Here is a 26487-nt window from a genome sequence, read left to right on the forward strand (position 1 = left end):
TCAAAACGCTCCATGCAGCCGCAAGGCGGCGATATTCGCCGGCCCGCGATCGCGATTGTAGCTTGGGTTGGCGATATGCTGCGCGTCGAGCGTCGCGTCGACACCCGGCAGGACATGCACGTCGTAATAGAGCTCGGCGATCTCCTCGCTGCCCGCATCGGGCAGCCGCGCATCGCCGACGAGCACGCCGATCCCACCCGCGGCGAGATACCGCTGATGCTCGGCCGAGATGCCGTTGACGACCAGCGCCAGCCCGATCCGGTCGGTCGACCGTCCCCAGCCCTTCCCCGCGAGCACCGCACCGACCTGCGCCGTGCGATCGATATCGGTAAAGTCGTACGGCTCGATCGCGCCATCCGACCAGCCGAGACGGCCGAAAATGCCGAGCGTGCCGGTCAGTTCCTGCTCGGCATTGGCATAGACGCCGAGCCGCGTCCGCCTACCGCGCACCAGCGCGGTATCGACCGGGGCACCGCTCGCCGCGCCGAGTGCCAGCGCATCGTCGAACCGCCCGAACTGCCCACGATTGCGGAACATGCCAAGCCGCACGGTTCCCGCGCGCTGCCCGAAGCTGTGTCGATGCTCGACCTCGCCATCGAGTTGATACTGGCCGAAACCGCGCTCGAGCGTCTCGCCATTGGGCACCCGCGACAGGTTGAACACGCCGAAGCGGACGGTCCAATGGCCGCGATAGGCCTCCAGTGCCGCGCCGGTCGAATAGCCCCAGGCGTCGGCGGCGTAGTCGAGGCTGCCAGCGTCAACCACCGACCAGTTGAGAAAATCGGCGCGCGGATCGTGCGCGTAGCGGTTCGAATCGAACACATCGCCGACGCCGATCTTGCCGACGGTGAGGACGAGCCGATCGACCGGGCGCGACCCCCCGAGCTGGTTGGATGACGCCACCACCGCCTCGCGCTCGCTGCCGAGCCCGATCGTCTGGCGGAAGAACAAGCGCTGCAGGCGGAAATAGGGCGCGGACTTGCCCACCTTGTACGCCTCTGCGCTCGGGAATCCCGCCGCGCCGAGCGTGTTCGACAGGCCGAAGCCCTGATCGATCTCGGGGTTGGCCCACAGCTCGGCACCCTGCCACGGGTGCACGCCGACATAGGCGGTGACGTCGGTGGTCTCCTTCACCTGGCGTGGCGTCAGGCTGTTGGGGCCTGAATAGGGCGAGGCGAAGCCCCCTACCCCCTGGACGACCAAGGTCGCCTGTCCGTGGAGCGCGAAGCTCTGCGGATCGCTTGGTTGCGCGTCACTGGTCTGCGCCGCGGCGGAACTAGCGGCGAGCAGCAGCAGGCTGCCGAGCGTCGCGATCGGAAGATACGGCAACACGTTGCCCATGGGCATACGCGGCCGAAACGGCGCGTCAGCGACGCGCACGGCAAGATACGATGCGCGCTTGGGCGCGAAACAGGGTCATCGGCGAAATCCTCGGGTCTCGTGGTTCGAGCCCGCCGGAGATCGCCTCAGGCCAGCAGTATGCCGCCCGTGACGACCCGGTCGGGCCCAGGATTCCGGCAATCGGCAACGCAGAAGCCGAGGCTTCTACTGTCGCCGTCTCCGGACAAGGGGCTAGATCGGGGCATCGGGTTCCTGTGTGGAAGAGGCATCAAAGCGGTGCCGAATCGAGCGATCGATCACGATATCGCGCGGCGCCTAGCAGCTTGCCGGGCGCACGCACAGCGTTTGTGCGGCAGTGCGGCATAATCCGTGGCGGCGCTCATTCGGTCGCGACCGGCCCCAGCATTTCGTCCATCGCCCGTGCGACGTTTTCGAGCGTGTAGGGCTTCTGCACGACCATGCGCTCCTGATGATCCGACGGCAGTTTGGCCTGCTCGCCATAGCCGGTTGCGAACAGGAAGGGCACGCCGAGCGCGAGCAGCCGATCGGCGATCGCGAAGCTGTTGCGGTCGCCCAGGTTGATGTCGAGCATCGCGACCGCCGGCCGGTTCTGCTCGATCGCATCGAGCGCGCCATCGACCGTCGCCGCGGTGGTGACGGTCTCCGCACCAAGCCGTGTGACGATGTCCTCGGCATCGAGCGCGATGATCAGACTGTCCTCGACCAGCAGCACATCGCGTCCCTGCAACATGCGGTCGGGCACGACCGGCTGAAGGCCCGGTACAGGTCGCGCGTAGCGGACCGGCGGGGCGATCCCGGGAGGCGCCTCCGATACGTGCCGTGCGGGGATGCGGAAGCGCGCGACCACGCCCTCGGGCCGATATTCAACATCGGCCGTCCCGCCGATATCATAGGGGACCGAACGGTGGATGATCGTCGTGCCGAATCCCTTGCGGGTCGGCTGAGCAACCGCCGGGCCGCCCGACTCGCGCCAAGTGAAATGCAGGTCCTCCGCCGCATCGCGCTCCCAGCAGATCGTCACACGCCCCGCGGGCACCGACAGGCTGCCATATTTGGTCGAATTGGTGACGAGTTCGTGCAGCACCAGCGCCATCGTCGAATAGGCCTGGGGGTTGAGCAGCACCGGCGCACCGTCCGACACGATCTTATCGCCATCGGCGAGGAAGGCGGCGGCCTCGGCGTCGATCAGCGCCTGCATCGGCGCCGGGCCCCAATGATCGTCGGTGATCTGGTTGTGCGCCCGCGCGAGCGCGTGGATCCGCCCGTCGACCACCTTGACGAAATCCTGGACGACATTCTCGGCCGGCTGCGACTGCCGGATCAGCCCGCGGATCACCCCGAGCACGTTGCGCACGCGGTGGTTGAGTTCGGCGATCAGCACTTCCTGCCGCGCGCTGGCCTGCTGCCGCTCCGCCGAAGCCTCGTCGGCGAGCCGCAGCACGACCTCGATCAGCGTCGCACGCAACGTCTCGGCAACGCGCACTTCGGACGGCGTGAAGGGCAGCGAGCGGCCCTGCACGATCTCCTTCCACTCGGCGAAACTTTCGCGCGGCGACAAGCGTGGGCCGTTGACGCCATATTCGACCGGTTTGTGCGGATCCCCCGCCCACCGCACCGACCGCACCATCTCCGAGCGGAAGAGCACGACATAGTCGCGCGGCGCGCGTGAAATCGGGATCGCGAGCAGGCCCGCCGAAGCCGAGGCGAATGTCTCCGCACCCGGGAGGATCGCGGCGATCCGGTCGGTCGCGAAGACCTTGCCCGCCGCGGTGCTGTTCAGCGCGCGCACGATCCGGCGGAACTCCTCGGCCGGCGGCGTCACGCCCGAAAAGGCGTGATTTCCGCCGATCGACACGCCGACACCATCCGCCGCGATCGCCCGCGTCAGGATATCGCCGAGCCAGTCGGGATTCTTCAGCAGCGTATCGTCGGACGCGACCGCGCCGAGCAGCTGATCGGCGATGTCGCGTGCGCCGCGCTCGAATTCGACGGTCGCCTGGCGCTCGCGGCTTTCGAGCCGCATCGCGAACATCTGCGCGAACAGTTCGCTGATCGACCGCCGCTCGAAGGTCGGGCAGCGCGGCGCGTAATGGTGGCAGGCAAACAGGCCCCACAGCCTGCCGTCGACCAGGATCGAGATCGACAGCGAGGCTTGAACGCCCATATTCTTGAGATATTCGATATGGATCGGCGAAACCGACCGCAGCACTGACAGCGAAAGGTCGAGCGGCTGACCCGCCGCATCGCGCGCCGGAAGGATCGGGACGGGCTGGTCATCGACGTTCGCAATCACGCGCAACAGGTTGCGCTTGTACAGGGCGCGCGCCTGGACCGGAATGTCGCTGGCCGGATAACGCAGCCCGAGGAGTTTGCCGATCCCGGCTTTCACCGCCTCGGCGACGACCTCGCCTGAATCGTCGGCCGCGAAGCGATAGACCATCACCCGGTCGAAGCCGATCAGCGCGCGGACCTGGCGCGCGCCTTCGCGGAAGAAAGCATCCATATCGGCGCATTGATCGAGCCGCGAGATCATCGAGCGTACCATGCCGCTCGCATCACCATATTCGCCCGATGCGGGTTCGGCCTCGATCACGATCTGATCGCCGGAATAATGCATCGCGACGTCGAACGGCTGTCGATCGGGCAACAGCGCAATGTCGAACATCCGTTCGACCGCGTCGGCGCCGCGCAATATCGCCGCGCGGTTGCGCAGATCGTGGATGACCGACGACGAAAAGATTTCGGACAGCGGGAGGCCGATGAGATCGTCCGGGCCGTGCCCGATATACGCGGCGATATTCGCCGATGCGCGCGCGACAAGCCAGTCCGCGGTCAGCGCAAGCAGGAACCCGATCGGCTGGATCGCGCCAAGGATGTGGATCGGTTCGCGATCACAATTCGTGAGATCGACGGTTCCGAAAGCGTCAGCCAAAGTGCCCGATCCTTACAAATCGCTGCCCGCTCGTCTCGAACAACGCAAACACGTTACGCGCCGCGGCGACCGCGACGGAGCGCTTTACCGCACTATCGAGCCGGACGTCGAGCATCTGGAGCAAGCTGCGCCAGGCGGCCGAGTCGACACCGCCCAGGAAGCGCGTCGGGAAGTCGGCGGGGACCGAACGTTGGAGCATCGTCCCGCCGAGCCGCGATCCTTCGAGCACGTAGAGACCACCGAGCACCGCCGCCTCACCGTCGAAGGCGATCGTTCCGGCGGGTTCGGGTGTGGCGAGGCCAAGTGCCGCGAGATCGGCCCGGATCAAATCGCCGCGCTGGCGGGCGTCCCAATCGGGGACGATGGTGGCGACACCGCCCGCGGCAAGCGCGCCTTCGACCGGAATATGCGCTGCCGCCTGCGCGCTGAGAAACGCGCCATACTCGCGCCGATCATCGAGCCTGACCTGCGAGAAGATGCGATCGACCTGGTCGTGCTGATCGCGCGTTTCGGCTCGCAAAAGGGATCGCGCGGTGGTTTCGGGCATCATCACGCCTTTGTACCGGGTATCGTCCCGAATGGAACCGTACTCGATCAGGCCCGGATCGATCCGCGCCGCGCGTTCAGACCGGTTTGCTCAGATAGCGCGACCCAGCGAGGCAGAAGCGCCAGGGCGTTGCCGCCGCCTTGGTGATCCCGATCCGCGGCCCGGCGACGATCCGCGATGGCGTATCGGGCGCCGTCAGCGCGAACGGGGACTGGTCGAGCGGCGCGCCGTCCAACGCCGCATCGACGCCGAGCGCCTGTGCCAGCCGCCCGGGCCCGCTGCACAACAGCCGGTCGGCGATCGCGCCGCGGCGCGCGCGCATCACGTCGATCCCGGACAGCGGCTCGACCGCGCGGATCAGCACCGCACTGCCCGGCTGATCCTGCGCGCAGACGAAGTTCAGGCACCAGTGCAGACCATAGATCCGATAGACATAGGCATGACCGACCGGGCCGAACATCGCGGCATTGCGCTTGGTCGCGCCGCCGAAGCTGTGCGAGGCGGGGTCGCCGGCGTCATACGCCTCGGTCTCGACGATCCGGCCGCCGACGCCATCGATGCACAGTTCGGCACCGATCAACCCGCGCGCGACGCTGACCGCGTCCTGCGCAAAGAAATCCCGCGAAATCGTCACCGCGGCCGATCCGTATCAGCAGACCAGGCGGCGCGCGCTTCGCGACGATCGCGGAAAGATTGTAATGGCGTCATCGCGCCCGGCTTGTATGGGGCGGAGCGCGCGGATCAACCCCCTGCACCACGGAGAGGCTGCTGAATCGCCCGTCGCCGCTGTTCGGCGACGGATCAAGGAGCCTGTCCATGCCTGCCCTTCCCCCAACCTCGGCACGTCCCGCGGGAGTCCGGCATGTCGGCCTGGTCCATTTCGCGCTGGCCGTCGGCGGCTTCGCGATCGGGACGACCGAATTCGCGACGATGAGCCTGCTCCCCTATTTCGCGCGCGACTTGCATGTCGATGAGCCGAGCGCGGGGCATGTCATCAGCGCTTATGCGCTGGGCGTGGTCGTAGGCGCGCCGCTGATCGCGATCCTGTCAGCCAAACTGCCGCGGCGCACGCTGTTGATCGGCCTGATGACGATATTCGCGATCGCCAACGCGCTGTCGGCGCTCGCGCAGTCCTATACGATGCTGCTGCTCGTCCGCTTTCTCAGCGGTCTGCCGCATGGTGCGTATTTCGGCGTGGCGTCGCTCGTCGCGGCGTCGCTGGTTCCGCCCGAACGGCGGACCCACGCGGTCGGGCGGGTGATGCTCGGACTGACGGTCGCGACGATCATCGGCGTGCCGGTCGCGACGTGGTTGGGACAGGCGTTCGGCTGGCGCTTCGGCTTCGCGATCGTTGCGGTGCTCGCGCTGATCACCGCCGGGCTCGCGATCGCGATCGTGCCGCGCGACCGCCCGCAGGCCGGCGCGAGCCCGCTGCGCGAACTCGGCGCGCTGCGGCGCGGGCAGGTGTGGCTGACGCTCGGCATCGGCGCCATCGGCTTTGGCGGGCTGTTCGCAGTCTATACCTATCTGACCGCGACACTCACAGCGGTGACGCACGTTCCCGCCGCGCTCGTTCCCGTCGTACTGGCGGCGTTCGGCCTAGGCATGACCGTCGGCAATCTGGTCGTCCCGCGCTTCGCCGACAAGCGGCTCATGCCGACCGGCGGCGTGCTCCTGCTCTTCATGGCGGTGGTCCTCGCGCTCTACACGATCGCCGCGCACAATTTCATCGCGGTCACGCTCGACGTCTTTGCGATCGGGCTCGGCGGGGCGCTCGGGACGGTGTTGCAGACGCGGCTGATGGACGTCGCGGGCGACGCGCAGACGCTGGCGGCCGCGCTCAACCATTCGGCGTTCAACGTCGCCAATGCGCTCGGGCCGTGGCTCGGCGGGATGGCGATCGCCGCCGGCTTCGGCTGGACGTCGACCGGCTGGGTCGGCTGCGCGCTCGCGCTCGGCGGGTTTGCGATCTGGTGCGTGGCGGTGGTGATGAGCGCGCGGGAGCGACGCGCGGCTTAGGCCGGGGCACCTTCGGTCCGCGAAAGGTCCGCCTGTCGGGATACGCGCAGGACGCCTTCGACAAGCCGCGCCCACGCCCGTAAGAAGCGCCATGCCCACCGCCTCGACCCGCCGCATCCTTCTCGCCAGCCTGATCGGCACCTCGGTCGAGTTTTACGATTTCTACGTCTATGCGACCGCGGCGGCGCTCGTATTCGGCCCGCTGTTCTTTCCGGCAAGCGATCCCGGCGTCCAGATGATCGCATCCTATGCGAGCTTCGGCCTTGCCTTCTTCGCGCGACCGCTTGGCGCGGCGGTATTCGGCCATTTCGGGGATCGGCTCGGTCGCAAATCGACGCTGGTCGCCTCGCTGATGCTGATGGGCGGATCGACCGTCGCGATCGCCTTCCTGCCGACCTATGCGCAGATCGGCTGGATCGCGCCGCTGCTGCTCTGCATCCTGCGCTTCGGCCAGGGGCTCGGGCTCGGCGGCGAATGGGGCGGCGCTTCGCTGCTCGCGGTCGAGAATGCGCCGAAGGGTCACGAGAATCGCTGGGGGATGTTCCCGCCGCTCGGCGCGCCGATCGGCTTCATCGCCGCGAACGGCTTCTTCCTGCTGCTCGGCGCGACGCTCACGCCCGCGCAATTCACCGCCTGGGGCTGGCGCCTTCCCTTCCTCGCCAGCGCGGTGCTCGTCGTGCTGGGACTGTGGGTGCGGCTCAAGCTCAGCGAGACGCCGGCGTTCCGCGAGGCCGCGGCGCACGACGCGCTGCCGCCGGTGCCGATCGCCGAGCTGTTCCGCCACCATCTGCGCGCAACGCTCGCCGGGACGGGCGCGGTGATCGCCTGTTTCGCCCTCTTCTATCTGACCACCGCCTTTGCGTTGAGCTATGGCACGACGACCCTCGGTCACAGCCGCCAGGCGTTTCTCGGAATCGAGATCGGCGCGATCCTGTTCCTCGCGCTCGGCGTCATCGTGTCGTGTACGCTCGCCGATCGCACCGGCGCGCGGCCGATGCTGCGCTGGGGTTTTCTAGGGTGCGCAGTGTCGGGACTGCTGATGGGGCCGATGCTGGGCGCGGCATCCTTGTGGATCGTGTTCGCGTGGCTCGCCCTGTCGCTGTTCGCGATGGGCTCCGCCTATGGGCCGCTCGGCGGGTGGCTGCCGTCGCTGTTCGACGCGGGCGTGCGCTATACCGGCGTGTCGATCGCGTTCAATCTCGGCGGGATCCTCGGCGGCGCGCTCGCCCCGATCGCGGCGCAGAAACTGGCCGAGGCAGGTGGGTTGAACCTGGTCGGCATCTATCTCGTCGGCGCCGCGCTGCTGAGCCTGGGCGGGCTGGCGCTGCTCAAACCGGCGCGTTGAGCGAGTCGCGCGCGCCGCTCTGGCCCGCAACTTGCCGCGCGAAACGATCGGCGGGTCGGAAGCGCGCTTGACCGACGGCGCGGCGGCACCCACGGAGTCGTCCAAAGCCTGCGCCGGAAGCCTTCCGGCGGCCAGACCACGCAAACATAATCGAGACCTATCATGTGGCCGGCGCGGCTCTTCACTTTCTCTTCGAACGACATGGCGATCGACCTCGGCACGGTGAACACTTTGGTCTACCTGCGCGATAAGGGGATCGTGCTCGACGAACCCTCCGTCGTCGCACTCGAGACGATCGACGGCGTGACGAAGCTGCGTGCGGTCGGCACCGATGCCAAGCTGATGATGGGCAAGACGCCCGAGGAAATCCGCACGATCCGCCCGATGCGCGACGGCGTGATCGCCGACATCGATGTCGCCGAACAGATGATCAAGCATTTCATGGACAAGGCGCTCGGCGGCGCGAGCCGGATGCCGCGGCGCCACAAGGTCGTGATCTGCGTGCCGTCGAGTTCGACCCAGGTCGAGCGCCGCGCGATCCGCCAGGCCGCGACCAATGCCGGCGCGGCGAACGTCCTGCTGATCGAGGAGCCGCTCGCCGCCGCGATCGGTGCCGGGATGCCCGTCACCGAGCCGATCGGCAGCATGGTCGTCGATATCGGCGGCGGCACCACCGAGGTCGCGATCCTGTCGCTGCGCGGGCTTGCCTACAGCACCTCGGTGCGCGTCGGCGGCGACAAGATGGACGATGCGATCGCGTCGTACATCCGCCGCAAATACAACCTCATGATCGGCGAAGCGACCGCCGAGCGCGTGAAAATGACGATCGGCATGGCGCGCAAGCCCGAGGACGGTGTCGGCCTGACGATGAACGTCCGTGGACGTGGGCTCGTCGGCGGGATCCCGACCGAGATCGAGATCAACCAGGCCGAAGTCGCCGAGGCGCTCGCCGAACTCGTCGCGCAGATCGTCGAGGCGGTGATGAACGCGCTCGAGCAGACCCAGCCCGAGCTTGCCGCCGATATCGTCGATCACGGGATCGTCATGACCGGCGGCGGCTCGCTGCTGCGCGAACTCGACACCGTCCTCGCCGATGCGACCGGGCTGCCCGTGGTGGTTTCGGAGAATGCGCTGACCTGCGTCGTCACCGGTGCGGGCCGTGCGCTCGAGGATGCGGTGTTCAGCGGGGTGCTCAGCGAAAGCTGATAGCGCGAGGGAACCTCCACCGCGTACTTGCGCTTGATCAACCGCACGGGCACATCGCGCCCTCACACGATCTGGAGCATTCTGCATGGCCGCCGACAAGATGGATATTCTGCACTCGAGCCTGCTCGACAATGACGATGAACGCGTCGTCGAATTCATGGGCGAAGTCGATGGCGAGGAATATCAGTTCGCGGTGCAATATGCCGTGCTCGAAGCGCTGAGCGGCGACGCACCCGAAGACGACGCGATCGAGCAGTTCAACCGCTTCGAGGATTCGATCGCCGAAGCCGGCTTGGTCGCGCTCGCGCGCAACAGCGACCAGGCGATGATCGTGATCAGCGAGAACGATCTCGAATAGTGCCTTTCGCCATGCCGGGTCCGCCCGGCATGGCGGCTTGCGAGACGTGTCTTAGCTGGATAGACCACGAGCTTCCTCGTGGAGACACCATCCGATGCGCGCACGCTTGCTCCTGTCCACTGCAGCGTGGCTGCTTGCGCTTTCATCGACAGCGCAGGCCGAAACCCCGATAACGCCGGACCCGGCGGCGCCCAAGGGCAAGCTTCCCGACACCGCACAACCGACCGCGTACCGCCTGTCGTTCATAATCGATCCCGATCAGCCGCGCTTCAGCGGCGAGGACGAGATCGACATCACGGTCAAGGCACCGACCTCGGTCCTTTACCTTCACGGCCGCGATCTCACCGTCGCTGGCGTCCTCGCCAAGGTCGGCGGCAAGGTCATCGCGGCGCGCTATACCCAGGTCGACAAGACCGGCGTCGTCCGGCTCGATTTCGCCTCGCCCCTGCCCGCCGGCGCCGCGACGCTGAGCTTCTTCTATGACGGCGCATTCGGCGATGGCGCGTCCGGCCTCTACCGCGTCAAGGTCGCCGACAAATGGTACAGCTGGACGCAGTTCGAATCGATCGACGCGCGCGCCGCATTCCCGAGCTTCGACGAACCTGGCTTCAAGACGCCGTTCACGCTGCGCGTCATAACCAAGGTCGGTGATCGCGTGACAGGCAACGCCCCCGAGACTGAAGTCCGGCCGCTGAAGGTTGATCCTCAGTCCGGCGCGGCAAAATTCCTGCGCGCCGCAGGCAAGCCCGTCCCCGCCGCGATGGAAGAGCATGTCTTCGCCCCCACCCGCCCGCTGCCGACCTATCTCGTAGCGGTCCATACCGGGCCGTTCGTCCGCGTCGATGGCACGGTTGCGCCTGATCCCGAGCGCAGCGCCCCACTGCCGCTCGGCGCGGTCGCGACGCAGCCGCAGAAGGACAAAATGGGCTATGTCATGGCCGAGACGCCGCGCATCGTGCAGCTGCTCGAAAAGTATTTCGGCGAGCCCTTCCCCTTCCCCAAGCTCGACCAGATCGGCTCGCCCATCATGCCCGGCGCGATGGAGAATGCCGGCGCCGACACCTATGGCGACGGCATCATCTATCTCCCGCCCAATGCCTCGACCGGCAGCAAGCAGGAATTCGGCATGGTCGTCGCGCACGAGCTCGCGCACCAATGGTTCGGCGATCTCGTCACGCCCGCTTGGTGGGACGATATCTGGCTCAACGAAAGCTTCGCCAACTGGATGGGCTATCGCATCGGTAACGAATGGCGGCCCGAGCTCAACATCGGCGTCGGCGGGCTGGCCGAGGGCTTCTCCGCGATGAACACCGATGCGCTCGAAGTCGGCCGCCCGATCCACCAGGCGATCGCCACCAATGGCGAGATCGACAGCGCGTTCGATTCGATCACCTATGGCAAGGGCGGCCATGTCATCGCGATGATCGCGGCCTATCTCGGCGACGACAAGTTCCGCGACGGCGTGCGGCTCCACCTCAAGCGCCACGCTTATGGCAATGCCACGTCGGAGCAATTCTTCCAGAGCCTCGCCGACAGCGCGCAGGACCCGCGCGTGCTGGCGGCGCTCAAGAGCTTCGTCGATCAGCCCGGCGTGCCGGTGGTCGATCTCGCGCGGAACGGCAGCCAGTTCACCGCCACCCAGTCGCGCTACGCCTTTCTCGGCTCGACCCCGCGCGCCGAGGATTGGACGATCCCCTTCTGCTACCGCCCGATCGACGGCGCGCGCGCCTGCACGCTGATCGACCGGCCGAGCGTTACCTTCGCCGCCCCGGCGGGCGGTGCCTTCGTGCCCAATGCCGGCGGGACGGGCTATTATCGCTTCAACCTTCCGCAGGCCGACTGGCAGGCGCTGATCGCGCAGTCGCCCGCGCTAAAGCCCGCCGAGGCGCTCGCGGTGCAGGACAGCCTGTGGGCTGGTTTCCGGGCCGGCAAGGTTCCCGCCGCGTTACTCGTTACCGCGGCAAAGGCGATGGCCGCCAACCCCGATTCGAACGCGGCAATCAATGGCGGCGCGCGCCTATCGGGTCTGCGGTCGCGTGGGCTGATCGCCGATGCACAAAGCCCCGCCTATCGCCGGCTGATCGGATCGCTCTACGCGCCGATGCTCGCCAAGATGGGGTTCGACCCGGCCGCCGGAGCGCACGCCGCCGATACGCCCGATCGGCAGAAGCTGCGCCAGTCGCTCGTATCGCTCGTCGCCGAGGAGGCGGAGGACAAAGCGGTCGACGATCGCCTCACCGCTGCGGCGACGCGCTATCTAGGCGGCGAGCAGCAGGCGCTCGACCCCGCCTTTCTCGGCGCGGGCTTCGCCGCCTATGCGCGGCAAGGCGGCTTGCCCGCCGCGCGCAAACTGGTCGCGGTCGCCTTGGCGAGCGAGGACTCGGACGTTCGCGCATCGGCGCTCGTGGCCGCCGGATCGACCGGGCGGCGCGACGTGCAGGACTATCTGCTCGCGCTGTCGGACCCGCGACTGCGCGGCTACGATCGGCTCGTCGTGATCCAGTCGCTGACCGGCACGCCCGGCACCGTCGAAAGCGCGGGCGACTGGCTGCTGGCGCATTACGATGCCCTTCGCGCCGGGGGCAACGGCGTGTTCATCACCAGCCGTTTGCCCGGCGCGCTCAGCAGCCAGTGCGGGGTCGATCGCGCCGCGAAGATCGAGACCGTGCTCGGTTCCAAGGTCCGCGCCGCCGGCAGTGGCGTGCTCGCATTCGAGCGCGTGGTCGAGTCGATCCGCCACTGCGGCGCGCTGCGCGACGCCAAGGCCGGCGAGATCGCCGCGGCGATCGACGCCAGCTGAGGCTGCCCCAAACGAAAAACGCTTCCACGGCGATGGCCGGGGAAGCGTCTTGACGTCTCGTTTTATCGACGGTGGGGCCGCACCGATCAGGTGCGGCTCGCCAGCTCCTTGTTGAGCCACAGCGCCAGCAGCGTAGCGAGCGCGCCCGACAGCAGATACGCGCCGCCAGCGACCAGCCCGAAGCGCGACGACAGGAACAAGGCGACGAGCGGCGCGAAGCCCGCGCCGACCAGCCAGGCGATGTCCGAGGTCAGCGCCGCACCGGTATAGCGCGACTCGCCGGAGAATTCCGACGCGACCACGCCCGACGACTGGCCGAACGAAATACCGAGCAGCGCAAAGCCGAGCACCATGAAGATCACTTCGCCAAGCTCGCCCGCGGCGAGCAACTGCGGCGCGAAGCCCGAGAACACCGCGATCGCCGCCGCCGACGCACCGAGCAGGGTACGCCGCCCGATCCGATCGGCGAGATAGCCCGACGCGACGATCGCGACGACGCCGATCGCGGCACCCAGGACTTCGATGACGAGGAAGCGCTCGGGGTTGCTCTCGGTATAGAGAAACACCCACGACAGCGGGAACACCGTCACCATATGGAACAAGGCGAAGCTCGCGAGCGGGGCAAACGCGCCGAGCGCGATCGTGCGGCCCTGCTTGCGGACGGTCTCGAGCACCGGTGCGGGGATCAGGTCACGGCTGGTGAACATGTCCTGATAGTCCGAGGTGCTGACGATACGCAGCCGGGCGAACAGCGCGACGACGTTGATCGCGAAGGCGACGAAGAACGGATAGCGCCAGCCCCAGTCGAGGAAATCGACCGCCGACAGCGTGCTCGTGAAATAGGCAAAGAGGCCGGCGGCAACCATCAGGCCGAGCGGCGCGCCGAGCTGCGGTATCATCGCATACCAGCCACGCTTGTCCTGCGGCGCGTTGAGCGCGAGCAAGGACGACAGGCCATCCCAGCTGCCGCCGAGCGCGATCCCCTGGCAGATGCGCAGGAAGGCGAGGACGAACGCGGCATAGACGCCGATCTCGGCATGGCCTGGCAGGAAGCCGACTGCCACGGTCGATCCGCCGAGCAGGAACAAAGCGATCGTCAGCTTGGTGCCGCGACCATACATATGGTCGATCGCGAGGAAGATCATCGAGCCGATCGGGCGCGCGATGAAGGCGAGCGCGAACAGGCCGAACGAATAGAGCGTGCCGGTCAGGCGATCGACGTACGGGAAGATCATCGTCGGGAAGACGAGCACCGAGGCGATCGCATAGACGAAGAAATCGAAGAATTCGGACGTACGCCCGATCACCACGCCGATCGCGATCTCGCCCGAGGAGACATGCTCCTGGTTGATCCGGCTGGCGTCGGCCTCGATCGCGCGCGACGTCGGGGTGTGGGTGGCTTGCATCGGTGTTCGAACTCCCGGCCATGATCGCCGTTTATCGCGTTCCCCTACGCTTGCTGCACCGCAGCGAGGATTGGACAAAATGTCCAATGGGAGGCGCTCGGTTTGAGGCTTAGCTGCGCGGCATGATCCGACCTCCCTCGCTCCTCCGCCCCGCACTTGCGGGCCTCGCGCTGCTGGCGCCCGCCTTGCTCGGGGGGTGCAGCACCGTCGTCCTGTCCCCTGCAGGCGATGTTGCGCAGCAACAGGGCGACCTGATCGTCATCGCCACGTTGTTGATGCTGATCATCATCGTGCCGGTGATGGCGTTGATCGCTATCTTTGCATGGCGCTATCGCCAGACCAACACCGATGCGCCGTACAATCCCGAATGGCACCATTCGACCGCGCTCGAGCTGGTGATCTGGGCAGTCCCGCTGCTGATCATCATCTGCCTCGGTGCGGTGACCTGGACCAGTACGCATCTGCTCGACCCCTATCGCCCGATCGGCCGGATCGACGCGACTCGCCAGGTTGCGCTCAACGCCAAGCCGCTGCGCGTCCAGGTCATCGCGCTCGACTGGAAATGGCTGTTTATCTACCCTGACTACGGCATCGCCACGGTCAATCAGCTGGCAGCGCCGGTCAATCAGCCGATCGAGTTCGACCTGACCTCGTCCGATGTGATGAACGCCTTTTACGTCCCCGATCTTGCCGGCATGATCTACGCGATGCCGAGCATGACCACCAAGCTCAACGCGGTCGCCAACAAGCCCGGCAACTATCCGGGCTTCTCGTCCAATTTCAGCGGCGACGGCTTCTCGTACATGAAGTTCCGCTTCCTGGCCGGCTCGCAGACCGACTTTGACGCCTGGGTCGCCAAGATCCGCGCTAGCGGAACGATGCTCGACCGCGCGACCTACCTCAAGGTCGCCAAGCCCAGCATGAACCATGCGCCGACCTTCTATGCAGGCGTAGCGCCCGGGTTGTTCAACGCTGCTGCCAACAATTGCGTCGCGCCGGGCCAGGTCTGCATGGACGCGATGATGCGCGCCGATGCGGGCCCCCACCATGCCGAGCATGGCGAAGGGCACGCCAAGAATAACGACGCGATGAAGATGTCGGCGATGCCGATGCCGATGGCCAAGTCGGACGCACCGGCAGCCGTCAGCGACGCGACCGCCAAGAATTCCGCCCAAAGCACAGCGCGCCTTGCCGGCGCAGGTCTGCCGATGCCCGGCGACCGGAGGACCTTCTGACATGATGCCCCCGATGACAGACGTACACCCAGTGGTCAGCCCGCTCCTCGGGCGTCTGACGCTCGACGCGCTGCCGCTGCATGAACTGCCCGTGTTGCTCGCCTTTGGCGGCGTCACGGTCGGCGGCATCGCGCTGCTCGCGATCATCACCTACTTCAAGGCATGGGGTTGGTTGTGGCGCGATTGGTTCACATCCGTGGACCACAAGAAGATCGGCATCATGTATGTCATCCTCGCGCTGGTAATGTTCCTGCGCGGCTTCTCCGACGCGCTGATGATGCGCGCGCAGCAGGCGATGGCGTTCGGCGACAACGCCGGTTACCTCCCGCCCGATCACTATAACCAGATCTTCACCGCGCACGGCGTGATCATGATCTTCTTCGTGGCGATGCCGCTGGTGGTGGGCCTGATGAACTTCGTCGTGCCGCTGCAGATCGGCGCGCGCGACGTGTCCTTCCCCTATCTCAACAATTTCAGCTTCTGGCTGACCGCGTCGGGCGCGATCATCACGATGATCTCGCTGTTCGTCGGCAACTATGCGCGCACCGGCTGGCTCGCCATGCCGCCGCTGTCGGGGATGGAGGCGAGCCCGGACGTCGGGGTCGATTATTATATCTGGGGCCTGCAGATCGCAGGGCTGGGCACCTTGCTCTCGGGCGTCAATCTGCTCGCGACGATCGTCAAGATGCGCGCGCCGGGCATGACGCTGTTCAAGATGCCGATCTTCGTGTGGACAGCGCTTTGCACCAACACGCTGATCGTCGCCGCCTTCCCGGTGCTGACCGCAGTGCTCGCGATCCTGTCGCTCGACCGTCTGCTGGGGATGCAGTTCTTCACCAACGGCCTCGGCGGCAACCCGATGATGTACGTCAACCTCATCTGGATCTGGGGCCACCCGGAGGTATACATCCTCATCCTGCCGGCGTTCGGCATCTACTCGGAAGTCGTCGCGACCTTCTCGCGCAAGCGCCTCTTCGGCTACACGTCGATGGTCTATGCGACGATCGTCATCACGATCCTCGCCTATCTCGTCTGGCTCCACCACTTCTTCACGATGGGGTCTGGCGCGAGCGTCAACTCGTTCTTCGCGATCACCACGATGATCATCTCGATCCCGACGGGCGCGAAGATCTTCAACTGGCTGTTCACGATGTACCACGGCCGCATCCGCTACGAATTGCCGATGATGTGGACGGTCGCCTTCATGCTGACCTTCACGATCGGCGGCATGACCGGCGTGCTGCTCGCGGTGCCGCCAGCCGACTTCGTGCTGCACAACTCGCTGTTCCTGGTGGCGCATTTCCACAACGTCATCATCGGCGGCACGCTGTTCGGCATGTTCGCGGGCATCAACTTCTGGTGGCCCAAGGCGTTCGGCTTCAAGCTCGACCGGGTGTGGGGCAAGCGCTCCTTCTGGCTGTGGGTGGTCGGTTTCTGGACCGCCTTCGCACCGCTCTACGTGCTCGGCCTGATGGGCGTGACGCGTCGCCTGAGCCATTTCGACGACGCTTCGTACCAGCCCTACTTCATCGTCGCCGCACTCGGCGCGGGGCTGATCGCGATGGGCATCGGCTGCATGTTCATGCAGTTCTACGTCAGCATCCGCGACCGCAACACCGATCGCCTGCGCGACGTGACGGGCGATCCGTGGGATGGCCGTACGCTCGAATGGTCGACCTCGTCGCCGCCGCCGGACTACAATTTCGCATTCGCGCCGATCGTGTATGACAACGACGCCTTCTGGGACATGAAGACGCGCGGGTTCGAGCGTCCGACGACGGGCTTCAAGGCGATCCACATGCCCAAGAACGCCGCGGCCGGCGTCATCATCGGCCTGATCAGCGTCGGCTTCGGCTTTGCGATGATCTGGTACATCTGGTGGCTGGCGATCGTCACGCTGCTCGCAATGCTCGGCGTGTCGATCTGGCATTCGTTCAACTACAAGCGTGACTTCCACATCCCAGTCGAGGACGTGATCCGTATCGAGGACGAGCGCACGCGCCTCCTCGCAGCGCAGAAGGTGGTGGCATGAGCGCCGAACTGACCTACGAGCCGACCGCCGGCGGCGAGAAGCCGGTGTTCTTCGACCTTGACGAGCACGATCATCCCGAGGGCGGCAGCACGATGCTGGGCTTCTGGATGTATCTGATGAGCGATTGCCTCATCTTCGCGGTGCTGTTCGCCTGCTATGGCGTGCTCGGGCACGGCTATGGCGGCGGCAAGGGGCCGAAGGAGCTGTTTGAGCTGCCGCTCGTCGCGTTCAACACCGCGATGCTGCTGTTCTCCTCGCTCACCTATGGCATCGCCATGCTGACGATGGAAAAGGGCAGCGTTCGCCAGGTGCAGTTCTGGCTGGTCGTCACCGGCCTGTTCGGCCTGACCTTCCTCGGCGTCGAGATGTACGAGTTCAGCAACCTGATCGCGGAGGGCCATGGCCCGTCGCGCAGTGCGTTCCTCTCGGCCTTCTTCACGCTGGTCGGCACGCACGGCTTCCACGTCACCTGCGGCCTGATCTGGCTGACCACGCTCGTCATCCAGATCGGCACGCATGGCCTCGGCCAGGCCAATCGCCGTCGCCTGCAGTGCCTGAGCATGTTCTGGCATTTCCTCGACGTCATCTGGATCGGCGTCTTCACCATCGTCTATCTCATGGGAGTGCTCGGATGAGCGCCGATACGCACATCACCGCCCACGAATACGATGCCGGCGCGGACGGGCATCACGACTCGCATGGCGACGACATGCCGCACGGCTCGATGCGCGATTACGTTATCGGCTTCGTCCTCTCGGTCATCCTGACGGCGATCCCGTTCGCACTGGTGATGACGGGCGCGCTCGATCACACGTGGACCGCGATCATCGTGCTCGGCTCGGCGCTGGTGCAGGTGTTCGTCCACATGATCTACTTCCTGCACATGAAGACGAGCAACGAGGGCGGCTGGTCGTTCATCGCGCTGCTGTTCACGCTGATAGTCATCGTCATCACGCTGTCGGGATCGATCTGGGTGATGTATCACATGAACGCCAACATGATGACGATGAGCCCCTCCATGTCGTCCGAGACGATGAGCCAGCAATGAGGCGATCCCCCGCGACGATGGCCGCGCTGCTGGTCGTCGCGGGGGTGCTGTGTGCCGGTTTGATCGGGCTGGGTATCTGGCAGATCGAACGGCTTAGCTGGAAACGCGCGCTGATCGCTTCGGTCGAACAGCGCGTCCATGCCGCGCCGGTCTTGGCACCCGGCCCTGATCGGTGGGCAACCGTCAGCGCAGCGCAGGACGGCTATCGCCACGTCCGAGTCGCCGGCCGCTACCGCGATACCGCGACCGTGTTTGTCCAGGCGGTCACCGAGCGCGGCCCCGGTTTCTGGGCGATGACCCCGCTGCTGTCCGATCGCGGTTTCACTGTCCTGATCAACCGCGGCTTCGTCACGACGCGCCAGGCTCCGGCCGGTGGTGCCGCGAGCGTCTCGGGATTGCTGCGGCCGAGCGAACCCGGCGGCGGCTTCCTGCGCAGGAACGATCCCGCCGCGAACCGCTGGTATTCGCGCGATGTCGCCGCGATCGCCGCGGCGCAGCGGCTTGGACGCGTCGCGCCCTATTTCATCGACGCCGATGCCGGGCCACCCGGAAGCCGGCCCGTCGGCGGACTGACCGTCATCCGCTTTCCGAACAATCATCTGGTCTATGCGCTGACCTGGTTCGTGCTCGCGGCGATGGTCGCTGGGGCCGGCGCGATGCTCGTCCGCAGCCAGCGCCGCGGCGCCGCGTGACCGCCCCGCTCCCGCCGCTCGACACGACCGGGCGCGACAACCTTCGGCAGTTGATCAATCTGCGTTGGCTCGCGGTCGGGGGCCAGTTCGCCACGATCCTCGTCGCGCAATTCTTCATGGGGCTGACGCTGCCGCTGGTGCCGATGCTGCTCGTCGTCGGCGGGCTGGTGCTGCTCAACATCGTCAGCCTCTCGCAACTGCCGCGCCGCGTCGCGATCTCGAATGGCGAGCTGTTCGCCAGCCTGTTGCTCGACGTCGGCGCGCTGACCGCCTTGCTCTATCAGAGCGGCGGGGCGACCAACCCGTTCATCGCGCTGTATCTCGTCCAGATCGTGCTGGGCGCGATCCTGCTCGAGGCATGGTCGAGCTGGGCGCTGGTCGCGGTGACCAGCGCGGCGTTCGCCTTGCTCGCCGAGGTGCATATGCCGCTGCTGCTGCCGCAGCGCTTCGCCTATGGCTGGAGCGACCTGTACGTGCTCGGTTCGCTGATCTGCTTCGTGCTGATCGCGGTGCTGATCGTCGGCTTCGTCACGCGGATCAACCGTAACCTCAGCATGCGCGACGCACGCCTCGCGACGATGCGCCAGCAGGCGGCCGAGGAGGACCATATCGTGCGGATGGGCCTGCTCGCGACGGGCGCGGCGCACGAACTCGGCACGCCGCTCGCCTCGCTCTCGGTGATCGTCAACGATTGGGGGCACTCGCCCGCCCTGCGCGCACAGCCGGGGCTCGCAGAGGAGATCGAGGACATGCGCGTCGCGCTGACGCGCTGCAAGACAATCGTCACCGGCATCCTGATGGCGGCCGGCGAGGCGCGGGGCGAGCATCCGACGATCACCAGCGTCCATCGCTTCTGCGACGAAGTCGTCGCCGAATGGCGCGTGCAGAATTCGGAAGAGGCGATCGTCTTCCGCAACCGCTTCGGCACCGATCTCGCGATCGTCGCCGATACCGCGGTCAAGCAGATGATCTGGAACCTGCTCGATAATGCCAAGGAAGCGTCGGGCCAGCCGATCACGCTCGAGGTAGCGCGCGACGGGCCGTCGCTGCTGTTCGCGGTAAGCGACACCGGCCCCGGCTTCGCGCCCGAGATGCTCGCCAATATCGGCAAGCCCTATCATTCGACGCGCGCGCGGCTCGGCAGCGGGCTCGGCCTGTTCCTCGTCGTCAACGCGATGCGCAAGCTTGGCGGGACGGTCGAGGCGCGCAACCGCGCGAGCGGCGGCGCAGTGGTGACCCTGACGCTGCCGCTGTCGGCATTGGAGTGGGACGGAGCATGAGCGACAAGCATCTGTTGATCGTCGAGGACGACGGCGCGTTCGCCAAGACGCTGCGCCGTTCGTTCGAGCGCCGCGGCTACGTCGTCGAGATCGCCGCCGACCAGGGCGCCGTCGCGACCGCGCTCGCCGAACGCACGCCCGACTTCGCCGTGGTCGATTTGAAGCTCGGCGCGACCTCGGGGCTTGCCTGTGTCCAGGCGATCCATGCGCATGACGCAACCACGCGGATCGTCGTGCTGACAGGCTATGCCAGCATCGCCACCGCGGTCGAGGCGATCAAGCTCGGCGCGACCAACTATCTCGCAAAACCGTCGAACACCGATGATATCGAGGCGGCATTCGGCCAGACCGATGGCGCGGCGGCGGGCAATGTCGATGCGCCGCTGACCAACCGCCCGACCTCGATCAAGACGCTCGAATGGGAGCATATCCACCAGACGCTCGCGGCGAACAATTTCAACATTTCCGAGACCGCGCGGCAGCTCGGGATGCACCGGCGCACGCTGGCGCGGAAGCTCGAGAAACAGACCGTCAAATAAGCGCGGTTGGGCGCACGCAGGTGCGTCCAAATCCAGGTTCGTGCGTTTTAGCGACGACACTGGGGAGACTTCCATGCCAGGCCCAAAACTGTTCGAGCCGATTACCGTCGGCACGCTTGCGTTGCGCAATCGCATCGTGATCGCCCCGATGTGCCAATATTCGGCGGTCGACGGTGCGATGACCGATTGGCACCTCATTCATCTCGGCCATCTCGCGCTGTCGGGCGCGGCGCTGTTGACGATCGAAGCCACCGCCGTCCTGCCCGAGGGTCGGATCAGCTATGGCGATGTCGGGCTGTGGAACGACGCGACCGAGGCAGCGCTCGCTGGAGTGATCGCGGGGGTTCGCCGCCATTCGGACATGCCGATCGCGATCCAGCTATCGCATGCCGGTCGCAAGGCGTCGACCGAGCTGCCGTGGCGCGGCGGCAAGCAGATCGCGCCGTCGGCGCCGAACGGATGGCAGACCGAAGCGCCCTCCGCGACGGCCTTTGCCGATGGCGAGAATGCCCCGGTCGCGCTCGATCGCGACGGGCTCGCGCGGGTCCGCGACGCTTTCGCCGCATCCGCCACGCGGGCGGCGCGGCTCGGGATCGACCTGGTCCAGCTGCACGCCGCGCACGGCTATCTACTGCATCAATTCCTCTCGCCTTTGTCGAACCGGCGCGACGACGAATATGGCGGCAGCCTTGAGAACCGGATGCGCTTTCCGCTCGAAGTGTTCGACGCGGTGCGCGCGGCTTTCCCGGCGGACAAGCCGGTTACCATGCGGGTCTCGGGGACCGACTGGGTCGAGGGCGGCTGGGATATTGAGGGCACCGTCGCCTTCGCCCAGGCGCTCGAAGCCCGCGGATGCGCGGCGATCCACGTGTCGAGCGGCGGGCTCGATCCGCGCCAGGCGATCCCGGTCGGGCCATCGTATCAGGTCCCGCTCGCACGCGCGGTCAAGCAGGCGGTCGCGATGCCCGTCGTCGCGGTCGGATTGATCACCGAGTATGACCAGGCCGAGGCGATCGTCGGGACGGGCGACGCCGACATGATCGCGCTGGCGCGGACGATCCTCTACGATCCGCGCTGGCCATGGCATGCGGCAGCTCATCTCGGCGCGCATGTCGTGGCGCCCGAGCAATATCTACGCTCGCAGCCGCGCCAGTACGGCCGCTTGTTCGATCGCCCGGACACCTGATCGCCAGCACTCCGGCGGCAAGACAGACCAAGGATAGCGCGATGAAGATGCTTTCATTGGCGGCGACGGCGCTCGGCCTTTCGCTGGCGCCGTTCACTGCGCACGCCCAGTCGCTTCCGGCGTCGCCCGCCTCCTCGACCGAGAAGCCCGGCAAGGAAGAGACGGCGCCCAAAAAGGACGAGACCGGGTTGATCGTCACCGCGTCGAGCCGGCTGCGCTATGAAACCGTCGATGGCCGCCCGCGGCCGGGCCTCGCCACCGCCGAGGATGCGCTTGAACTCCGCACCGGCATCGCGGTCGAATATGGCCCCGGCCCGCTCTCGATCGGGGGCGAGTTGATCGACAGCCGCGCCTATCTCACCGGCACGCGAACCGCGATCGGGACGAATGAGGTCGATGCGCTGGAGCTGCCGCAGGCGTATCTCAAGCTGCGGCTTGATGGCGCGGTCGGTCGCGGAAACGCGCTGAGCGTTGAGGGCGGGCGGTTCCTGATCAATCTCGGATCGGGCCGGCTGATCGCGACCGACGAATATCGCAACACCGTCAACGGCTTCACCGGTCTGCGCGGCGATCTCAAGCTCGGGAAACGGTTCGAGGCGACGCTCTTCTACGTGCTGCCGCAGGAGCGCCTCCCCGACGCCGACGCTGCGGTCCGTGCCAACAAGGTCGTGTTCGATCGCGAGACGTTCGACGACGTGCTGTTCGGCGGCTATGTCCATCGCAAGCAGGCGCTGGGTGCGGCGCAGGTCGAATTCGCCTATTATCGCCTCGCCGAACATGACTCGCCCGGTCGCGAGACCGCCGACCGCCGCCTCCACACGATCGATGGCCGGATCTTCAGCGAGGCGAAGGCCCGCACGGTCGATTACGATCTCGAGGGCGCGTATCAGTTCGGCCATGCCAGCGCATCGACGCTGGCGACCGCGCGCTCGGCCACTGTCGCGGCAGGCTTCGCGCACGCGGCGATCGGCTACAGCTTCGCCATGTCGTTCAAGCCGCGGATCGGCCTGTTCTACGATTATGCGAGCGGCAACGGCCGGGGCGGCAACGTGAACCGTTTCGACACGCTGTTCGGCAGCCGACGCGACGATCTCGGGCCATCGGGCACCTATGCCGGGCTCGCGCGCGAGAATATCAGCGCACCGGGCATCCGGTTCGACGCCAAGCCCGGCAAGCGCGTCGAAGCGCTGCTCGACTATCGCGGCATCTGGCTCGCCTCGCGCTACGACCGGTTCTACGGCGTCACCGACGCGACCGGGCGTTCGGGCGATTTCGGTGGGCAACAGCTCGAGGGGCGGCTGCGATACTGGCTCGTGCCCGAGCACCTGCGGTTCGAAAGCAACTTCGCCTTGCTCTACAAAGGCGACTTCCTCGAGAACGCGCCGACCGCGCTGGCGTCAGCCCAGCACATCGTGCGCTTCCTCGAATTCAACGTCCAGGCAAGTTTCTAGGCCGCCGCGCTCATTGCGCTGCCGATCATCGCCTCGACCAGTTCGCCTTCGATCGGGCGGCTGAAGAGATAGCCCTGGATGCTGCTGCAGCCCTGCCCGCGCAGCTCGCTCAGCTGGTCGCGGTCCTCGACGCCCTCGGCGGTCGTCTCCATGTGCAGCGCGGTCGCGAGATCGACGATCGCGCGGACGATCGCCGCGGCGCTCTTGTCCTCCGCGACCGCGTTGACGAAGCTCTTGTCGATCTTGATCTTGTCGAAGGGAAAGCTGCGCAGATAGCTGAGCGACGAATACCCGGTCCCGAAATCGTCGAGCGCGATGCGGATCCCCATCGCGCGCAATTTGTGGAGCAGCGTCACCACGGTCGTCTCGCCGTCGAGGAACACCGACTCGGTGATCTCGATCTCGAGCCGATTGGGGGCAAGCCCGCTATGGCTGAGCGCCTGGAAGATGACGTTGGGGAAGCCCGAATTGCGGAACTGCAGCGGCGAGACGTTGACGGCGATGCGAACATGGTCGGGCCAGGCGGTCGCCTGACGGCAGGCCTCCTGCATCACCCAATCGCCGATCGCGATGATCAGCCCCGTCTCCTCGGCGACCGAGATGAACTCGATCGGCGGGACATTGCCCCGCGTCGGGTGTTCCCAGCGCAGCAGCGCCTCGAACCCGCCGATGCGATCGCGCTTGAGATCGAAGATCGGTTGGAAGTTGAGCCGGAACTGGCCGCCCTGGATCGCCTCGCGCAAATCGAGCTCGAGCATGCGTCGTTTGCGCGCAGCGGCATCGAGCGCGGGCTCGAAGAAGCGGAACACGCCGCGCCCGTCCTGCTTGGCGCGGTATAGGGCGAGATCGGCGTTCTTGAGCAAGGCGTCGCTATCGGCGCCATCGTTCGGGCTGATCGCGATTCCGATGCTGACGCCGGTCGCGATCTGATGCCCCGCAACCGTGATCGGCGTGCGCATCTCGTCGAGGATCGCCTGGGCGAGCGCGCGCGGGCGATCCGAATCGCCGCGATCGTCGAGGATGATCGCAAATTCGTCGCCGCCGAGCCGCGCGACGACCGCGTCATTGGCGAGGCGTGACAGCGTATCGCCCATACAGCGCAGCAAGGCGTCGCCGATCGGGTGCCCGAGCGAATCGTTGATCCCCTTGAACCCGTCGAGATCGAGGCAGAGCAGGGTCGTCCGCTCGCCGCGCTTGAGCGAGCGCGGCAGGTCGCTCTCGAGCTGCTGGCAGAAATAGGTCCGGTTGGGCAGGCCGGTCAGCGTATCGTGGAAGGCGAGATGCGTGATGCGATGCTCGCGCTCGACGATCCCGGCGGACATCAGATTGAAGCTGGCGGCCAGCCGACCGACCTCGTCGTCGCTTTCGACCAGCAGCTCGGTACGATTGCCCTCCTCGAGCGCACGCGCCGCGGCGTCGAGCGCGGCGATCGGACGCGCGATCCCGTTGGCGAGGCGGCGGCTGCCGAGCAGGACGAGCAACAGGCCGAGGATCCCGGCCAAAGCGACGCCGATCTGCATCGTGCGATACCCCGCCATCGCCGCGGCCCAGGGGTAACTGAGCAGCAGGATCGCAACGGGTTTCCCGGCGGGGCCGCTGAGCGGCTTGGCGAGCGCGAGCGCATCGCCGCCGGGCAGCGACAACAGCCCGGGCTCGCCACGGCCGCCGATCGCGGTCGCGACGAAGGCGTCGAGTGCAGGTTCGGGCGTGATCGCGCCCGATACGCCGCGCCACGATCCCTGCGCGTTACGCGCCAGGATCGTCGCGGTCAGCGGGATGGACGAGAGGTGCTGCAGCGCCGCCATTTCGCGAAGATCAAGGGGAAGCGCGAAGATCACCCAGCCGATGTCATCGGGCGCGAGCACGGGCGCCACGATCAGCCGAAACACCCCGGTTTTCGTCGTGATCACCGCGTCGGTCCGCCCCTGCGCCAGCGTCGTCGGCACGCTTGCCACCGCGCGCCGGACGTCGGCGGGGCCGGCCCCGAACACCCGCCCTGTGGGATCGACGAAAAACGCCTGGGGCACGTCGGCGCGTGCGCGCAGCGATCCGAGCGCGGATTCGATCGTCGGGCGATCCCCGCTGGCGACCGCCGAGCGAAAACCGAAATCGCGCGTCAGCACCGACGCGCTGTCCCCCAGCGCCCGCGCGCGCATCGCCCAGATCCGATCATAGACGCTGCCGCTCGTGCGCAGCTCGGCGCGGACCGCATCGCGCGCCTGCCCCCAGATGACGAGTTGCCCGACGAGCGCGACGGCAAGCAGGCAGACGGCGAACAGCATTCCATATTGCACGGCGAGCCGCGTCCGCAGGTGCCGGAAGCGCCAGCGTCGCAGCGCCGGGAAGGTCACGGCGCGGGACATGTCAGCGCCCCCGGATTGTATAGGTGGTGGCAAAGCCGGTCGGTGCGATCGTAGCCGATTGCACCAGCATATTGTCGGGTGCGCGGATCGAAGGATGCCACACCCGGATCGTCGCGCCGCCCGCCGGAACGCCGGTGATCGTGGCATGGCCGTTCGCGTCGGTCTGCACCGCATAGGGCGTCTCGACGACGACGACATAGCCGTTCATCGCGTCATGGATGTTGCATCCGAGCGCAACCACGCCGGGCTTGTCGAACACCACCGAACGGGTCTCGTCCTTGCCATAGAGCTTGAGATCGAACTTGCGCGGCTTGGAAAAGGAATAGACGTGGTGCCTGACCTTGTCGCGATTGGGAAAGGTCACCGTAGCCCCGACCGGCACGATCAGGACGTGCGGGACGAACGCGATATTCTGTTGCGCCATCTCATAGGGCGGATCGAATTTGATCGGCCCGGCGGGTTTCCGCGGCGTGTCGAGCGCTATGACGGCGCCGGCAAGCGGTTTCCCGTCGCTCCCGCGGACATCGACGCTGACCGTCGCGGCGATCGCTTCGGCGGGCAAAAGGACAGCCGCGAAAACGGCTGCGTACGCTACAAAACATCTATCCATCGACTCGGCGATAGGGCCGATCCGTAGAGAATTCCTGAATCCCGCATTCACGAAAAGACAAGGAAACCGCGCTAGC

General features: G+C 66.6%; 21 protein-coding genes. 14 read left to right on the forward strand and 7 right to left on the reverse strand.

What is annotated here, in order from left to right:
• The 4 genes from EAH76_RS05180 to EAH76_RS05195 form a co-directional block, all read right to left on the reverse strand.
• On the reverse strand, positions 1–1347 hold the full coding sequence (locus tag EAH76_RS05180) for a carbohydrate porin (RefSeq protein ID WP_140848889.1): 1347 nt from the start codon (positions 1345–1347) through the stop codon (positions 1–3).
• A gap of 373 nt (positions 1348–1720) precedes the next feature.
• On the reverse strand, positions 1721–4294 hold the full coding sequence (locus EAH76_RS05185) for an HWE histidine kinase domain-containing protein (RefSeq protein WP_140848891.1): 2574 nt from the start codon (positions 4292–4294) through the stop codon (positions 1721–1723).
• The gene (locus EAH76_RS05190) at positions 4287–4841 is read right to left on the reverse strand and encodes a biliverdin-producing heme oxygenase (RefSeq protein ID WP_140848893.1); all 555 of its coding nucleotides are present in this window, start codon (positions 4839–4841) and stop codon (positions 4287–4289) included. Before EAH76_RS05190 ends, EAH76_RS05185 begins: the two co-directional genes overlap by 8 nt.
• Before the next feature lie 76 nt (positions 4842–4917).
• Entirely contained in the window at positions 4918–5475 is a 558-nt protein-coding gene (locus EAH76_RS05195) for a DNA-3-methyladenine glycosylase (RefSeq protein ID WP_140848895.1), read from the reverse strand.
• Between the two features lie 182 nt (positions 5476–5657).
• Here EAH76_RS05195 and EAH76_RS05200 point away from each other — a divergent pair, with 182 nt between their 5' ends.
• From EAH76_RS05200 to EAH76_RS05220, 5 genes are all read left to right on the forward strand, one after another.
• The gene (locus EAH76_RS05200) at positions 5658–6860 is read left to right on the forward strand and encodes an MFS transporter (RefSeq protein WP_140848897.1); all 1203 of its coding nucleotides are present in this window, start codon (positions 5658–5660) and stop codon (positions 6858–6860) included.
• 91 nt (positions 6861–6951) lie between these two features.
• On the forward strand, positions 6952–8205 hold the full coding sequence (locus EAH76_RS05205; protein ID WP_140848899.1) for an MFS transporter: 1254 nt from the start codon (positions 6952–6954) through the stop codon (positions 8203–8205).
• Positions 8206–8367: 162 nt separating this feature from the next.
• On the forward strand, positions 8368–9411 hold the full coding sequence (locus EAH76_RS05210; protein ID WP_170208000.1) for a rod shape-determining protein: 1044 nt from the start codon (positions 8368–8370) through the stop codon (positions 9409–9411).
• Positions 9412–9496: 85 nt separating this feature from the next.
• The gene (locus tag EAH76_RS05215; RefSeq protein WP_010186626.1) at positions 9497–9769 is read left to right on the forward strand and encodes a DUF1488 family protein; all 273 of its coding nucleotides are present in this window, start codon (positions 9497–9499) and stop codon (positions 9767–9769) included.
• Between the two features lie 94 nt (positions 9770–9863).
• Positions 9864–12569: a M1 family metallopeptidase gene (locus EAH76_RS05220; protein WP_140848903.1), complete on the forward strand. Its 2706-nt coding sequence runs from the start codon at positions 9864–9866 to the stop codon at positions 12567–12569.
• 86 nt (positions 12570–12655) lie between these two features.
• On the opposite strand, the gene EAH76_RS05225 is transcribed toward EAH76_RS05220, so the two are convergent.
• Positions 12656–13975, reverse strand: coding sequence for an MFS transporter (locus EAH76_RS05225; RefSeq protein ID WP_140848905.1), 1320 nt, complete (start codon positions 13973–13975; stop codon positions 12656–12658).
• Between the two features lie 122 nt (positions 13976–14097).
• Here EAH76_RS05225 and cyoA point away from each other — a divergent pair, with 122 nt between their 5' ends.
• The 9 genes from cyoA (at position 14098) to EAH76_RS05270 (ending at position 23438) form a co-directional block, all read left to right on the forward strand.
• On the forward strand, positions 14098–15210 hold the full coding sequence (gene cyoA / locus EAH76_RS05230) for a ubiquinol oxidase subunit II (RefSeq protein ID WP_140848907.1): 1113 nt from the start codon (positions 14098–14100) through the stop codon (positions 15208–15210).
• Positions 15211–15223: 13 nt separating this feature from the next.
• Entirely contained in the window at positions 15224–17242 is a 2019-nt protein-coding gene (gene cyoB, locus EAH76_RS05235) for a cytochrome o ubiquinol oxidase subunit I (RefSeq protein WP_140848909.1), read from the forward strand.
• A complete protein-coding gene (cyoC, locus tag EAH76_RS05240) occupies positions 17239–17877 on the forward strand; it encodes a cytochrome o ubiquinol oxidase subunit III (RefSeq protein WP_140848911.1) in 639 nt (212 codons plus the stop codon). Before cyoB ends, cyoC begins: the two co-directional genes overlap by 4 nt.
• Positions 17874–18290, forward strand: a complete 417-nt coding sequence (cyoD, locus tag EAH76_RS05245) for a cytochrome o ubiquinol oxidase subunit IV (RefSeq protein WP_140848912.1) — start codon at positions 17874–17876, stop codon at positions 18288–18290. The genes cyoC and cyoD overlap by 4 nt, the downstream gene beginning before the upstream one ends.
• A complete protein-coding gene (locus tag EAH76_RS05250; protein ID WP_140848913.1) occupies positions 18287–18982 on the forward strand; it encodes an SURF1 family protein in 696 nt (231 codons plus the stop codon). The genes cyoD and EAH76_RS05250 overlap by 4 nt, the downstream gene beginning before the upstream one ends.
• Positions 18979–20262 carry an ATP-binding protein gene (locus EAH76_RS05255; RefSeq protein ID WP_140848914.1) on the forward strand — a complete coding sequence of 428 codons (1284 nt, stop codon included), beginning with the start codon at positions 18979–18981 and terminating at the stop codon, positions 20260–20262. The genes EAH76_RS05250 and EAH76_RS05255 overlap by 4 nt, the downstream gene beginning before the upstream one ends.
• The gene (locus tag EAH76_RS05260; protein WP_140848915.1) at positions 20259–20801 is read left to right on the forward strand and encodes a response regulator transcription factor; all 543 of its coding nucleotides are present in this window, start codon (positions 20259–20261) and stop codon (positions 20799–20801) included. The genes EAH76_RS05255 and EAH76_RS05260 overlap by 4 nt, the downstream gene beginning before the upstream one ends.
• 73 nt (positions 20802–20874) lie before the next feature.
• Positions 20875–21987, forward strand: a complete 1113-nt coding sequence (locus EAH76_RS05265; protein ID WP_140848916.1) for an NADH:flavin oxidoreductase/NADH oxidase — start codon at positions 20875–20877, stop codon at positions 21985–21987.
• A gap of 41 nt (positions 21988–22028) precedes the next feature.
• Entirely contained in the window at positions 22029–23438 is a 1410-nt protein-coding gene (locus EAH76_RS05270; RefSeq protein ID WP_140848917.1) for an alginate export family protein, read from the forward strand.
• Here EAH76_RS05270 and EAH76_RS05275 read toward each other — a convergent pair.
• On the reverse strand, positions 23435–25801 hold the full coding sequence (locus tag EAH76_RS05275) for a putative bifunctional diguanylate cyclase/phosphodiesterase (RefSeq protein WP_241659567.1): 2367 nt from the start codon (positions 25799–25801) through the stop codon (positions 23435–23437). The two genes, EAH76_RS05270 and EAH76_RS05275, sit on opposite strands and share 4 nt — an antisense overlap.
• A gap of 1 nt (position 25802) precedes the next feature.
• Entirely contained in the window at positions 25803–26411 is a 609-nt protein-coding gene (locus EAH76_RS05280) for a methylamine utilization protein (protein WP_140848918.1), read from the reverse strand.
• Between the last annotated feature and the right edge of the window lie 76 nt (positions 26412–26487).

Source organism: Sphingomonas glacialis (genome assembly GCF_006439055.1).
In the GTDB taxonomy this organism is placed as follows: domain Bacteria; phylum Pseudomonadota; class Alphaproteobacteria; order Sphingomonadales; family Sphingomonadaceae; genus Sphingomonas; species Sphingomonas glacialis_A.

What these genes read in the sequence shown, in the direction of transcription:
- EAH76_RS05180 (WP_140848889.1), bottom strand. Translation starts at nt 1,347, where the DNA reads ATGCCCATGGGCAACGTGTTGCCGTATCTTCCGATCGCGACGCTCGGC.
- EAH76_RS05190 (WP_140848893.1), bottom strand. Translation starts at nt 4,841, where the DNA reads ATGCCCGAAACCACCGCGCGATCCCTTTTGCGAGCCGAAACGCGCGAT.
- EAH76_RS05200 (WP_140848897.1), top strand. Translation starts at nt 5,658, where the DNA reads ATGCCTGCCCTTCCCCCAACCTCGGCACGTCCCGCGGGAGTCCGGCAT.
- EAH76_RS05205 (WP_140848899.1), top strand. Translation starts at nt 6,952, where the DNA reads ATGCCCACCGCCTCGACCCGCCGCATCCTTCTCGCCAGCCTGATCGGC.
- EAH76_RS05210 (WP_170208000.1), top strand. Translation starts at nt 8,368, where the DNA reads ATGTGGCCGGCGCGGCTCTTCACTTTCTCTTCGAACGACATGGCGATC.
- EAH76_RS05215 (WP_010186626.1), top strand. Translation starts at nt 9,497, where the DNA reads ATGGCCGCCGACAAGATGGATATTCTGCACTCGAGCCTGCTCGACAAT.
- EAH76_RS05220 (WP_140848903.1), top strand. Translation starts at nt 9,864, where the DNA reads ATGCGCGCACGCTTGCTCCTGTCCACTGCAGCGTGGCTGCTTGCGCTT.
- EAH76_RS05225 (WP_140848905.1), bottom strand. Translation starts at nt 13,975, where the DNA reads ATGCAAGCCACCCACACCCCGACGTCGCGCGCGATCGAGGCCGACGCC.
- cyoA (WP_140848907.1), top strand. Translation starts at nt 14,098, where the DNA reads ATGATCCGACCTCCCTCGCTCCTCCGCCCCGCACTTGCGGGCCTCGCG.
- cyoB (WP_140848909.1), top strand. Translation starts at nt 15,224, where the DNA reads ATGACAGACGTACACCCAGTGGTCAGCCCGCTCCTCGGGCGTCTGACG.
- cyoC (WP_140848911.1), top strand. Translation starts at nt 17,239, where the DNA reads ATGAGCGCCGAACTGACCTACGAGCCGACCGCCGGCGGCGAGAAGCCG.
- cyoD (WP_140848912.1), top strand. Translation starts at nt 17,874, where the DNA reads ATGAGCGCCGATACGCACATCACCGCCCACGAATACGATGCCGGCGCG.
- EAH76_RS05250 (WP_140848913.1), top strand. Translation starts at nt 18,287, where the DNA reads ATGAGGCGATCCCCCGCGACGATGGCCGCGCTGCTGGTCGTCGCGGGG.
- EAH76_RS05260 (WP_140848915.1), top strand. Translation starts at nt 20,259, where the DNA reads ATGAGCGACAAGCATCTGTTGATCGTCGAGGACGACGGCGCGTTCGCC.
- EAH76_RS05265 (WP_140848916.1), top strand. Translation starts at nt 20,875, where the DNA reads ATGCCAGGCCCAAAACTGTTCGAGCCGATTACCGTCGGCACGCTTGCG.
- EAH76_RS05270 (WP_140848917.1), top strand. Translation starts at nt 22,029, where the DNA reads ATGAAGATGCTTTCATTGGCGGCGACGGCGCTCGGCCTTTCGCTGGCG.
- EAH76_RS05275 (WP_241659567.1), bottom strand. Translation starts at nt 25,801, where the DNA reads ATGTCCCGCGCCGTGACCTTCCCGGCGCTGCGACGCTGGCGCTTCCGG.
- EAH76_RS05280 (WP_140848918.1), bottom strand. Translation starts at nt 26,411, where the DNA reads ATGGATAGATGTTTTGTAGCGTACGCAGCCGTTTTCGCGGCTGTCCTT.